Origin of the sequence: Rhizobium rhizogenes NBRC 13257, from assembly GCF_000696095.1 — a bacterium.
Taxonomy (GTDB): Bacteria; Pseudomonadota; Alphaproteobacteria; order Rhizobiales; family Rhizobiaceae; genus Rhizobium; species Rhizobium rhizogenes.
Genome location: NZ_BAYX01000006.1, coordinates 1 through 11,705, shown reverse-complemented (window position 1 = coordinate 11,705; position 11,705 = coordinate 1). Strand labels below are relative to the sequence as shown.

Here is an 11,705-nt window from a genome sequence, read left to right as displayed (position 1 = left end):
GCGCCGCGCGGCATGGGCGTACAGTCATCTCGCGCGGATGCCTGACATAGCGCCCGAGAAAAATGAAGCGCGCCTTGCCTTGCGATTTACAAAATCCGCGGCCAGGGCGATTGTCGTTCCAGCCAAACGGCAATGGGCGTATATTCGCATCTCGGCAGCAAGCAACGTTGCGGCCGAAACAGGCCAAGTATTTGTGGGGTATGGGTAATGCAATTCTCAACGCAGGCGGCTGCCGATTCGCATGACGAGCGCGACGGCACCTGGCCGACCAAGCGGAGCAAGATCCTCGACTGGTTGATACAGGACACGCGAGAGCAACGTTTCATCGACAATATCCTCGTGGATCTCTGCGAGAGATTGCGCGCCGCCGGCGTCCCCGTCGGCAGGGCGACGCTGCATTTCAGGACGCTTCATCCGCAATGGCTCGGCGCGCGAATTCTGTGGCGCACGGGGCTGGAGGAAGCCGATATCACCACCTTCAGCTATGGTGTCGAAAAGACACCCCAGTTCCTGCTGAGCCCGATGAACGAGATCTTCAATGGCGCGCTCGAGGTCCGCCAGCAGCTCGAGCAGCCAGGGCCGGGTGGCTTCGCCTATGCCCTCTACGACGAAATGCGGGCCGAGGGGCTGACGGAATACATTGCCTGGCCGATCTATCACACGCTCGGCAAGCGCCACATCGCCACCTTCGCCTCCGACGCGCCGGGCGGCTTTACCGAAGAACACGTCACCTTCCTGAAGGATCTGCTGCCGGCCCTGACGCTGGTGACGGAGATCCGGTTGAAGAACATATTGGCGCGCACGCTGCTGCGCACCTATGTCGGGCCGCATGCCAGCGAACAGATCCTTGCCGGCGCGACCACCCGCGGCAGCGGCACCACCGTCGGCGCCGCCATCCTCATCTGCGATCTGCGCGACTTCACGACGATTTCGGGCATGTGGCCGCGCGACGATGTCATCGAGCTTCTGAACGGCTATTTCGACGCGATGTCGGAGCCGATCGAGAAACACGGCGGCGAGATCCTCAAATTCATGGGCGACGGACTGCTGGCTATTTTCCCGCTCAGCAATCCCGATGCCTGCGCCAATCTTCTGCGGGCGATCGACGAGGCGGCGGCGGCGGTTGCCGCGCTGAACGAGGAAAACAGCCGTAATGGCCGCGAGGTGCTGCGCTATGGCGTCGGCGTGCATGTCGGCGATGTCATGTATGGCAATATCGGCTCCAGCACCCGCCTCGACTTCACCGTGATCGGACCGGCCGTCAACATCGCCTCGCGGCTGGAAACGCTGACCAAGGAGGTCAAGCGGCCCGTTCTCCTCTCAAAGGCCTTCGTCGATATGGCGGGCTGCGCAGCCGAGATGGAAAGTCTCGGCGCCTTCCCCCTCAAGGGTCTAGGCGAGCGAGTCGACGTCTTTGCCCTCACGCCGGCAACAAGCCGCGGTTGAACGCGGGATTGATGGACCTACCAAAGGCCCATCATCTTCAATCCTGCGTGATCAATGGCCAAAACATGGGTGTAATAAAGCCCGTCGCAAAACGTGAAGAGCCGGCGGGGATGACGTCGCTTACGGAGATCCTTATATTATCATCGGGATAAGTGCGATGGCCGCCTTATTTTTGTGGGATCCTTCTGCGACGACAAACGTTAGTAAGAGCTGACCGTAAACGGCTCGATCAAAAGGGTGCATGACACCCGGAATACTCTGACAAGGAGAAAACAGATGAAAAAAATACTCACCCTGGCATTTTCGGCCGCATCTTTGATCGTCGCCGGCACGGCCGTGACACGCGCGGCTGACCTGTCGCCCTCCTATCAGGAGCAGGACCAGGACCAGCGCAACGGCGTGAAGATCGGCTATCTCACTTGCGAGATCGGCGGCGGCGTCGGCTATGTGCTCGGCTCAGCCAAGGAAGTCGATTGCACCTTCCACTCGACCGTCGGCAAGGAGCGCGTGGACCATTATAGCGGCGCCATCCGCAAGATGGGCGTCGATCTTGGCTTCACCACCCGCAGCAAGCTCGTCTGGGCCGTGTTCGCACCGACAGCCGGCTATCATCATGGTTCGCTGAGCGGCCTCTATCAGGGCGCAACCGCCGAGGCGACGCTCGGCGTCGGTATCGGCACCAATATCCTGGTCGGCGGCACCTCCGGCTCGATCCATCTTCAGACGGTAAGCGTGACCGGCCAGCTCGGCCTCAATGTCGCCGCCACCGGCACCTCGGTGACGCTGACATCGGTGGATTGATATCCACTGCCGTCCCAGGGCGGCGACGGACCACATCTATTCGAACCAATGGCCGCCTCCACACTGGGGCGGCCATTGTGTTTGAGTGGCGGGCGCTTCTTGCCGAGGCGTGGCTCTCATGCTACGGCTCGTCCGTCGAAAAAGGCAGGCTTGGTCTCGGTAGGCCCAAGCCCTTCCCGCGAGGGAAGCTCTGGTCCTTGCGAGAAGACGAGCTCTTCTCTCCCTGAGATACCCCGACGATCCAGGCGCAATTGCGCCACGGGTTCGTCCGTGTGGTTGTCCTGACGACATGCTGCTCCGGCTGGATCCGTCGATCGGAGCCAGCCTTATGAATGGAAACAGCCTCGCCTCACGTCTGACCGGCCCCAGTGCCGTTCTGATCGTATCGGTTTTCCTTAATTTTTCCGGGCTTACCCTAGTCGATCCGGTGGTGCCTTTCCTCATCGGCCACTATGTGCAGCAGGAGCAGATCGCCCCCTATATCGGCCTTATCGGCTCGACCTATGCCCTATGCGAGTTCATCGCCGCGCCCGTGCTTGGTGCTTGTGGCGATCGATTTGGCCGGCGGCCGGTATTGATCGCCTCGCTTTTCGGCTCCGCACTCGGATATCTCGTATTCGGGATCGGAGGATCGATCTGGATATTGTTTGCCGGCAGGGTGATCGACGGACTGAGCGCCGGAAACATCAGCACGCTCTATGCCTGCGCTGCCGACGTGACACCGACGGCCGAACAGGCGCGCCTATACGGCCTGCTGGGCGCTGCCGGGGGCGCGGGGTTCATCGTCGGGCCGGTCGCCGCTGGGCTTCTTGGTGAAATCTCGCCCTCGATACCTCTGTTCGCCGCAGCAGCTCTCATGCTTCTCAACATTCTGTGGGTCTACGTCGCTGTGCCTGAAAGCCATCCTCGGGAATTGCGCAAACAGGAAATAAGGTGGAATCCCCTGGGCGCATTTTCGCATTATTCCGCGATACTTCACAGGCGGTCGACCTCCATCGCCTTTGCCGCGGCCTTCCTCTTCTTCTTTTCAGGCGCAATGATGCAGAGCAATTTTTCGGCCTATCTTATGCGGATCCTGCACTTCGGCCCGTTTGACATCGGCATGGTCTTGCTCGCCGTCGGGGTGATGGACATCCTCAGCCAGGGCATGTTGACGCGAAAACTGCTGCCCCGCTTTGGTAACCATCGCATTATCCGCGCCGGCCTGTTGATCAATGCCGTTGGCTTTGTCCTGATCGCCGCCATAGCGTTCGCATCCTCGACAGCCCTGCTCATCCCGGCCATCCTGGTCTTTACCTTGGGCGACGGATTGTTCCAGCCCGCAATGAACGCCTTGGCCACAAGCTCGCCCTCACCCGAGAACCAGGGGCAATTGCAGGGAGCCTATCAAGGGCAACAAGCGCTGGCGCGGCTGTTCGCACCACTGCTTGCAGCAATCTGTACCATGCTGGGTGCGGCAACCCCTTATTGGGTCGGCGCAACTCTCATCGTTCTGGCCCTGGCAATATTTTCGGGTCGATCCGCCTTGCAAGACACCAGCGCCTGACGGGAGAGCGCACAACCGGCCATCAGCCAGCGCGCCCTGGATCAGGTCACCACTTATCGTTGCTCCTTCAGAAACTGTGATAAACGCTTGAGACCCTCGCGCAGGATCGCCTCGCTGTTCGCGTAGCCGATGCGCAGATATCCCTCCATGTCCATGGCATTACCGGGCGTCAACATGACGCCCGTCCGTTCGAGCAGCCTGATGCAAAAATCTTCGGACGACACCGGCAGATGATATTTGAGAAGCGCCGTCGTGCCGGACTTCGGCTTGACCCAGGAGATCATCGGCTCGCCGTCGACCCATTCGGACAGAATGGCAAGGTTGGTTCGGGTGATGGCCTGGCTTCTGGCGAGAATCTTGTCGCGGTTCTCAAGCGCAATGGCCGCGAAATGATCGTCCAGCATGCCGACGCTGATGGTATTGTAGTCGCGATGGATCGATACGGCATGGATCAATTCACTCCGGGCGACGATCCAGCCGAGCCTCAGGCCCGCCAGCGAATAGGTCTTGGACATACTGCCGGTGCTGATTCCCTTTTCATAGAGATCGGCAATCGAGGCGGTCATGCCCTCTCCCTGCTGATCGGTGCCGCGATAGACCTCGTCGCAGAGAATCCACGCCCCGGAGATACGCGCGATTTCGACGATCTTTTCGAGATAGGCGCGGTCCATCAGGGCACCCGTCGGATTGTTCGGGTTGTTGAGGACGATCAGTTTCGTGTCGGGCGTGGCCAGTCGCCACAACTCCTGCAAATCAGGCAGGAAACCGTTCGCCTCGGTAAGCTTGAGGATCTGCAGGTCAGCGCCGTAACTTTCCGGAATGGAATAGTGCTGCTGATAGGTCGGCAGGATGGAAATGACCCGGTCGCCCGGCTCGACCAGGGTTTCATGCACCAGCGCATTGGCGCCGATCGCGCCATGGGTCACGACGACGTTCTCCACGGCCTGCTTTTCATAGAGGCCGGCAATCAGCCGTCGCAGCCGATCGCTGCCCTCGATCGCGCCATAGGTCAACTTGAGCGGCAGCAGTTCCGACAGGATCGTCTCCGTCTTTCCCGCCATCGCCAGCAGTTCGGCCACGGTCAACGACTCGACACAGGTCTCGGCGAGGTTCCATTCACATATCGTCTCATAGCGGTTCATCCATATTTCGACGCCGAAATCGCGGATCTTCATGTCCTGCTCCCTCACTCGTATCTGGCGGATCGCGCGTACAACGCATCCGTCGCGATCCTGCCTTGGCAGACACGTCGAAAGGCTGTTGAACGGCGACAGCAATTGGAATAGAAAGACATTATGAGCAATATATTGCACAGTCAAGAACGTGGCGACGTTCTCGCCCATGTTTCCGGCAACTTGCGCCGCCTGCGAAAATCAGCCGGCCTCAGCCAGACGGCGCTTGCCGAGGCATCCGGCATCAGCCGGCGCATGATCATCGCGGTGGAAGCAGGCGATGCCAATATCAGCCTGTCCAGCCTCGACAAGCTGGCGGCGGCTCTCGGCGTGGATTTCGTCGATCTGGTGCGTGACCCGACGCGCGCATCGCGGGCCGACATCAACCAGGTGACATGGCGCGGCAAAGATGGGGAAAGTCTGGCCGTACTCCTGGGCTCGGCCCCGGCCTCCCTCGAAGCCCAGATGTGGCTCTGGTCGCTCGGACCCGGCGATCGCTACGATGCCGAACCGGACCCGCAGGGATGGCATGAAATGATCTATATCACCGAAGGCGTGCTGCGCCTCGAACGCTCCGGCGAGACCCGCGACTACAAGGCCGGGACCTTTGCCGTTTACAGCACCGCCCAGGATTATGCCTATATCAACCCGGACGAGACACCGGTCCGGTTCGTGCGAAACGTGATCTCGTGATCTTTTGTAAACATTCAGCCGACTCCAGGGGAGCTTTACCTACGCCGTCACCTCCAGCTTCGCCACGGCATCCTTGAGCCCGACACCGCTGATGCCGGTCATCCGCATGGCGATAACAAGTTCGATAATCTGGTCGGCCGCCGCCGCGATGGGCAGTCCGCCTTCGCGGATGTTGGAAACGCAGTTGCGACGGGAATCGGGTGTGTCCGATCGGGGAGAATAGGTGACATAGGCCCCGAGGCTGTCGGCGGCGGAAAGGCCAGGGCGTTCACCGATCAGCATGATGGCCGTCTTGGCCGCAAGCGCCTCGCCAATCGGATCGGATAGGGCGACACGCGCCTGACTGGCAATGACCACCGGCGCCAACGAGAACCCATGCCGGCGCAACCGGTCGGCAAGTGCCCCAACCACGGCAGCGGCATTGATATCAACGGCGCTAGCGGAAAGGCCATCGGCAACGATGATGACGACATCAAACCCATCGTCGCCATGCCGGATCGCGTCCAGCTGCGCCAGCGATGTCGCCGACAGTTTGCGGCCGAGATCGGGCCTGCGGACATATTGGCTCCGGTCTCCGGCAAGGCTCTCGACCACGACGGCATCGAGCTGCAGATCCAGCAACTGCCGTTGCAGACCTTCCTGATCGACCGACGACCAGACCGCTTCGCGAGCTCGCGCATGGTCGAGCAGAAAGGCCTGCGCCGCCTTTGTCGGCGCGCCCGCGCCGAAACGACCGAGCGCGACGCGCGCATCCGTCATGTCCTTGAGATCGACGATGCTTGCCGCGCGCGCATTGATGACGGAATTGGCCATGTCAGGCTCCAACAAGGGTTGAACTGGAAAAATAATCCGTCAGCATTGCCGGCGCCCCGACCAGAGCGCCTGCCCTATCGGTCAGGCCAATCTCGCAGAGCCAGCGTTCGAATTCCGGCGCCGGCGCACGGTTCAGCGTTTCGCGGCAGTAAATGGCGTCGTGATGGGCAAGGGACTGATAGTTGAGCATGATGTCGTCGGCGCCCGGCACTGTGATGACGAAGTTCACGTTGGCGGCGCACAGAAGCGTCAGCAGCGTATCCATGTCTTCCTGATCGGCGTCGGCATGGTTGGTGTAGCAGACGTCCACCCCCATCGGCAGTCCGAGAAGCTTGCCGCAAAAATGATCCTCTAGCCCCGCCCGGATGATCTGCTTGCCGTTGAAGAGATATTCCGGGCCGATGAAGCCGACGACCGTATTGACGAGCATCGGATCGAATTCGCGCGCAACCGCATAGGCGCGCACCTCCATCGTCTGCTGGTCGACGCCGAAATGCGCGTCGGCGGACAGGGCCGCTCCCTGCCCTGTCTCGAAGTACATGACGTTAGCGCCGGGCATGCCGCGCTTCAGCGAACGGCCGGCCTGATAAGCTTCCTTCAGCAGCGAGAGATTGATGCCGAAACCGGCATTCGCCTTTTGCGAGCCGGCTACCGACTGGAAGACAAGATCGACCGGCGCGCCGGCCTCGATGGCCCTAATCGCCGTCGTCACATGCCCGAGACAGCATGTTTGCGTCGGGATCGCCAGCCGCTCGCGCAGTTCGTCGAGCAGGGAGACGATACGGATATAATCCGCGACGCTGTCGGTCGCCGGATTGACGCCAATCACCGCGTCGCCCGATCCCATCAGCAAGCCGTCGATGGCCGAGGCAGCGATCCCGCGGCTGTCGTCGGTCGGATGGTTCGGCTGGTTGCGCGTCGACAGCCGTCCGCGCAGGCCGATCGTGTTGCGGAAGCGGGTGACGACCTCACGCTTGGCCGCGACCGAGATCAGATCCTGCAGCCGCATGATCTTCGAGACTGCGGCCACCATCTCCGGCGTCACGCCATAGGTAACCGCCTCGAGCGCCCGCTGCCCGGTCTCAGGCTTCAAGAGCCATTCGCGGAATTCGCCGACCGTGAGTGACGAGATCGGCGCAAAGGCCGCCGCATCGTGGCGCGCGGCGATCAGCGCCGACACCTCGTCATCGTCGGAGGAGATCACTTCCTCGCTCAGGAACGCTTTCAGCGGCAGATCGGCCAGCGCCATCTGCGCGGCCAGACGCTCGACCGGACCTGATGCGGCAATGCCCGCGAGCTGGTCGCCGGAACGCTCCGGCGTCGCCTTGGCAAGAAGATCCTTCAAATCACCAAAGCGGAAGACCGTATTCTCGATCGTCGTCGTGTAGGGCATGGGAGGCAAATCTATCGGTTGAGGAGAGCCGGGGCTTCATCACGAAGCTTGAGCCCTCCGAGTGGATCGTCAGTTCGGTCCCCTCCCAACCGGCGATGCAGCCTCCCGTGCCGCGCACCGCCGATATCCATGCTATGTCATCATACGGCCGGAAGCCGATTTCAACTACAATGTCTGCATGACCGGACGCGAGCAAGCCGTATTATCGCAACCGCCACCGAAACGCCGCAGTTCAGCAAGTTCTAAAAATCGCGCGAATGACCCGGCATTGGTCACCAGATCCGAGAAACCCGATCAAACGCTGCTGAGCAGCAAACTCGTCTCGCTGTTGGCAACGCCGTCGATCATCCGCACTTCGCGCAGAACGCGGTCGAAATCCGCAAGGCTCGCCGCGCGGATATTGGCGACGAGATCCCAGTTGCCGTTGGTCGTGTGCAGGGCGGAAATCTCCGTCAGACCGCGCAGCCTGCGAATGACCTGCGTCGTCGATTTTCCGACGACCTCGATCATCATCACCGCATGCACCGCGCTCAGATCATAGTCTTCTCTTACCCGCACGGTAAATCCGAGCAGCGTCCCCGTCTCCATCAGGCGGTCCAGCCTGTTCTGCACGGTGCCGCGCGCAACGCCGAGTGCATCCGAAAGCTTGGTCAGGGAGGCGCGTCCGTCGGCGCGAAGATGGCCGATGATGCGGCGGTCGAGATCATCGGGTGAATATTTCGCGACATCCATGTCTCCCACTCCGGGCTAGTAAATTTATGCAATCCGGCTGAACAAATTGTACAATCGACTGCCGGAATTAGCACAGTTTTGCGCTTTCGGCCAACACTTGGGAAGGCTAGCCTCTGTCTATCAGCCCAGCGCCAGAGGAATTCGTGATGTCGTCACCCCTTCCATCGGAAAAAGCCTTCGTTCCCTTCGTCAGCGTCGAGAACATGATGCGGCTCGTCCATCATATCGGGCTGGAGACCCTGCTCGCCGAGCTCACCGACGTCATCGAGGCGGACTTCCGCCGCTGGGAGCTGTTCGACAAGACACCGCGTGTCGCCTCCCATTCCCGCGAGGGCGTGATCGAGCTCATGCCGACCTCGGATGGTGAGATCTACAGCTTCAAATATGTGAACGGCCATCCGAAGAACATGGCGCAGGGCCTGCAGACCGTCACCGCCTTCGGCCTCCTGGCGGAAGTCTCGACCGGCTATCCGGTGCTGTTGACGGAAATGACGCTGCTGACCGCACTTCGCACCGCCGCAACCTCCGCCATGGCGGCACGGCATCTGGCGCCGAAGGGCGCACGCATCATGGCGATGATCGGCAATGGCGCGCAGGCGGAGTTCCAGGCGCTTGCCATGAAAGCCGTATGCGGCATCGATCATATCAGGCTCTTCGATATCGATCCCTTGGCGACGGCGAAGATGGTGCGCAACCTCTCAGGCAGCGGATTGACGGTCACCGCCTGCACCTCGTCGCAATCCGCGATCGAAGGCGCCGACATCATCACCACCTGCACCGCCGATAAGCAATGTGCAACGATCCTCACCGACAACATGATCGGCGCCGGCGTCCATATCAATGCCATCGGCGGCGACTGCCCCGGCAAGACCGAACTGCATCGCGATATCCTGCTGCGCGCCGATACCTTCGTCGAATATCCGCCGCAGACGCGCATCGAGGGCGAGATCCAGCAGATGGAGCCGGACTACCCCGTCACGGAATTGTGGAAAGTCATCACCGGGCAGGCGGAGGGGCGGCGCACGGCCGGCCAGATCACCCTGTTCGACAGCGTCGGCTTCGCAGTCGAAGATTTTTCCGCACTCCGCTATGTCCGCGACCGGCTCAAGGGCACGGGGTTCTACCAGGACCTCGACATCATCGCCGATCCCGACGATCCGCGCGATCTCTTCGGCATGCTGCAGCGGGCAAGATAGGCGTAGGAGTAAGATGATGTCCAGACATTCAGCCTATTCCATTCAGGCACCCTCCGCAGTCGCCATGGTGCGTCCGCACCATTTCACCGTGAACACGGAAACGGCGGCCGACAATCATTTTCAGAGCAGCCAGGACATCAGAGAAGACCTCTCTTCCGTGGCGCACGGGGAAATAACCGAGGCGGCCGAGACACTCGGACGTCACGGCGTCGAGGTGCATCTGTTCGAGGATACCGGTCGGCTGACCCCGGATTCGGTCTTTCCCAACAACTGGTTCTCCACCCATGCCGGCGGTCACGTCGCGATCTATCCGATGAAAGCCGTCAGCCGCCGTCGCGAGCGGCGCAGCGACGTCATCGAAATGCTGAAGACCCGATACCGAGTGCAGGAGGTCATCGACTATTCGGGCCTCGAACCCGACGGGCTCTTTCTCGAGGGCACCGGCGCCATGGTGCTCGACCATATCGACCGGGTCGCCTATGCGGTGCGCTCCGACCGCACCGATCCGATTGCGCTCGAACGCTTCTCAACCCATTTCAACTACGAGCCGATGGTGTTCGACGCCCGCGACGAAAATGGCGTCGCCGTCTATCACACCAATGTCCTGATGTGCATCGCCACCGATTTCGCCATGATCGGGCTGGACATGATGACCGATCCGGCCAGACGGCAGGAGATCGTCACCCGACTGGAGCGTTCCGGCCGGAACATCGTTGCACTGACGAACGAACAGATTGCGCACTTTGCCGGCAACGCCCTGGAGCTTCAGGGAAAGGACGGCCGTATCCTGGCGCTTTCGACCACGGCGCTCGCCTGCCTCGACCGGCATCAGCTCGCCGCGATCGAGGAAAGTGCCAAACCCGTCGCCCTTGATATCCCGACGATCGAGAAAGCGGGCGGGTCGGTCCGTTGCACCTTGGCGGGCATCCATCTGGTAAAGCGCTGACAACCAAAATCAGCGTGACCGCATTCTTCCACATATCGCAGCAGGCGAAATAGGCATCAATCGCGATAGTGTGGTGCTTCTACATCGAGCGTGCGCTTAATCGCCTCAAGGTGGAGGCGAGCGGATTCCGGGTCACCCTCCCGCATCTGCCGATAAGCCGCCTCCGCGATGGCCGGATCAACCGCGACAACCTCTCTTCCAGTCGACAGGGCAAGCGTCTGAACCTGGCAAGCCCGCTCCAGATAATAGAGATCATCCCAGGCCTCGGCGATATTGGGAGCAAGCACCATGACCCCATGGTGCTTCATGAAGACGATGTCCGCATCCCCGATCGTTGAAGCAATACGGTCGCCTTCACGCTCGTCCAGCGCCAGACCGTTGTAATTCCTGTCAAACGCCGTCCGGCCGTAGAATTTCAGTGCCGTCTGTCCGGCAAAGATCAGCGGCTCTCCTTCTGTCATCGAGAGCGCGGTGGCATAGGGCATGTGCGTGTGGAAAGCGACTTTGGCGCGCGGGACGTTCTTGTGGATACGGGCGTGGATGTAGAACGCCGTCGCTTCCGGCTGACCGGTCCCCGAGACGACATTGCCGTGGAAGTCGCAAACCAGCAGCATGGATGCCGTCAGTTCCCGAAAGGCATAGCCATAGGGATTGACGAGGAACAGGTCGTCATATCCCGGCACCACCGCGGAGAAATGATTGCAGATCCCTTCCTCCAACCCATGTCTGGCAGCCATGCGAAAACATGCGGCTAGATCGACGCGGGCCTGCCAGACCTCCTCGGAATCGAGGGCCGGCTGATTTGGGCCTGCGGCACCGGGAGCGGTCTGGGTCTTTAGTGAATGCGCCATGGATAATCCTTCGATGAGACCGTCGTATTTTCAGGTTGCTTAGCCGGTATTGATCCGTGGCAGGCGCTTCTTGTCAATGCAAACGTCCCTTATCATTGAACTTGAAACAGCCACAG

Annotated in this window: 11 protein-coding genes; 6 read left to right on the top strand and 5 right to left on the bottom strand. The window is 60.8% G+C overall.

Annotated elements, in window-relative coordinates:
- Positions 1–207: 207 nt before the first annotated feature.
- From RRH01S_RS14290 to RRH01S_RS14280, 3 genes are all read left to right on the top strand, one after another.
- Complete coding sequence (locus RRH01S_RS14290; protein ID WP_042472250.1) at positions 208–1,446, top strand: adenylate/guanylate cyclase domain-containing protein; 1,239 nt, start codon at positions 208–210, stop codon at positions 1,444–1,446.
- 276 nt (positions 1,447–1,722) lie between these two features.
- A complete protein-coding gene (locus RRH01S_RS14285) occupies positions 1,723–2,247 on the top strand; it encodes a DUF992 domain-containing protein (RefSeq protein WP_007688673.1) in 525 nt (174 codons plus the stop codon).
- Between the two features lie 328 nt (positions 2,248–2,575).
- On the top strand, positions 2,576–3,793 hold the full coding sequence (locus RRH01S_RS14280) for a tetracycline resistance MFS efflux pump (RefSeq protein WP_015918172.1): 1,218 nt from the start codon (positions 2,576–2,578) through the stop codon (positions 3,791–3,793).
- Positions 3,794–3,846: 53 nt separating this feature from the next.
- Here RRH01S_RS14280 and RRH01S_RS14275 read toward each other — a convergent pair whose 3' ends face one another.
- On the bottom strand, positions 3,847–4,968 hold the full coding sequence (locus tag RRH01S_RS14275; protein ID WP_042472247.1) for an aminotransferase: 1,122 nt from the start codon (positions 4,966–4,968) through the stop codon (positions 3,847–3,849).
- A gap of 120 nt (positions 4,969–5,088) precedes the next feature.
- On the opposite strand from RRH01S_RS14275, the gene RRH01S_RS14270 reads away from it, so the two are divergent.
- On the top strand, positions 5,089–5,658 hold the full coding sequence (locus RRH01S_RS14270; protein WP_007688678.1) for a helix-turn-helix domain-containing protein: 570 nt from the start codon (positions 5,089–5,091) through the stop codon (positions 5,656–5,658).
- A 39-nt stretch (positions 5,659–5,697) separates the two neighbouring features.
- Here RRH01S_RS14270 and eutC read toward each other — a convergent pair whose 3' ends face one another.
- From eutC to RRH01S_RS14255, 3 genes are all read right to left on the bottom strand, one after another.
- Positions 5,698–6,471, bottom strand: a complete 774-nt coding sequence (eutC, locus tag RRH01S_RS14265; RefSeq protein WP_007688679.1) for an ethanolamine ammonia-lyase subunit EutC — start codon at positions 6,469–6,471, stop codon at positions 5,698–5,700.
- 1 nt (position 6,472) lies between these two features.
- Positions 6,473–7,864: an ethanolamine ammonia-lyase subunit EutB gene (locus RRH01S_RS14260; RefSeq protein WP_042472240.1), complete on the bottom strand. Its 1,392-nt coding sequence runs from the start codon at positions 7,862–7,864 to the stop codon at positions 6,473–6,475.
- A 294-nt stretch (positions 7,865–8,158) separates the two neighbouring features.
- On the bottom strand, positions 8,159–8,596 hold the full coding sequence (locus tag RRH01S_RS14255) for an Lrp/AsnC family transcriptional regulator (protein WP_007688685.1): 438 nt from the start codon (positions 8,594–8,596) through the stop codon (positions 8,159–8,161).
- Positions 8,597–8,742: 146 nt separating this feature from the next.
- Here RRH01S_RS14255 and ocd point away from each other — a divergent pair, with 146 nt between their 5' ends.
- Positions 8,743–9,792: an ornithine cyclodeaminase gene (gene ocd / locus RRH01S_RS14250; RefSeq protein ID WP_042472236.1), complete on the top strand. Its 1,050-nt coding sequence runs from the start codon at positions 8,743–8,745 to the stop codon at positions 9,790–9,792.
- Between the two features lie 13 nt (positions 9,793–9,805).
- Positions 9,806–10,738: a citrulline utilization hydrolase CtlX gene (ctlX, locus tag RRH01S_RS14245; protein WP_042472232.1), complete on the top strand. Its 933-nt coding sequence runs from the start codon at positions 9,806–9,808 to the stop codon at positions 10,736–10,738.
- A gap of 56 nt (positions 10,739–10,794) precedes the next feature.
- Here the strand turns inward: ctlX and RRH01S_RS14240 are convergent, their stop codons facing one another.
- A complete protein-coding gene (locus tag RRH01S_RS14240; protein WP_007688689.1) occupies positions 10,795–11,589 on the bottom strand; it encodes an aldolase in 795 nt (264 codons plus the stop codon).
- Positions 11,590–11,705: the final 116 nt, after the last annotated feature.

What these genes read in the sequence shown, in the direction of transcription:
- RRH01S_RS14290 (WP_042472250.1), top strand. Translation starts at nt 208, where the DNA reads ATGCAATTCTCAACGCAGGCGGCTGCCGATTCGCATGACGAGCGCGAC.
- RRH01S_RS14285 (WP_007688673.1), top strand. Translation starts at nt 1,723, where the DNA reads ATGAAAAAAATACTCACCCTGGCATTTTCGGCCGCATCTTTGATCGTC.
- RRH01S_RS14280 (WP_015918172.1), top strand. Translation starts at nt 2,576, where the DNA reads ATGAATGGAAACAGCCTCGCCTCACGTCTGACCGGCCCCAGTGCCGTT.
- RRH01S_RS14275 (WP_042472247.1), bottom strand. Translation starts at nt 4,968, where the DNA reads ATGAAGATCCGCGATTTCGGCGTCGAAATATGGATGAACCGCTATGAG.
- RRH01S_RS14270 (WP_007688678.1), top strand. Translation starts at nt 5,089, where the DNA reads ATGAGCAATATATTGCACAGTCAAGAACGTGGCGACGTTCTCGCCCAT.
- eutC (WP_007688679.1), bottom strand. Translation starts at nt 6,471, where the DNA reads ATGGCCAATTCCGTCATCAATGCGCGCGCGGCAAGCATCGTCGATCTC.
- RRH01S_RS14260 (WP_042472240.1), bottom strand. Translation starts at nt 7,864, where the DNA reads ATGCCCTACACGACGACGATCGAGAATACGGTCTTCCGCTTTGGTGAT.
- RRH01S_RS14255 (WP_007688685.1), bottom strand. Translation starts at nt 8,596, where the DNA reads ATGGATGTCGCGAAATATTCACCCGATGATCTCGACCGCCGCATCATC.
- ocd (WP_042472236.1), top strand. Translation starts at nt 8,743, where the DNA reads ATGTCGTCACCCCTTCCATCGGAAAAAGCCTTCGTTCCCTTCGTCAGC.
- ctlX (WP_042472232.1), top strand. Translation starts at nt 9,806, where the DNA reads ATGATGTCCAGACATTCAGCCTATTCCATTCAGGCACCCTCCGCAGTC.
- RRH01S_RS14240 (WP_007688689.1), bottom strand. Translation starts at nt 11,589, where the DNA reads ATGGCGCATTCACTAAAGACCCAGACCGCTCCCGGTGCCGCAGGCCCA.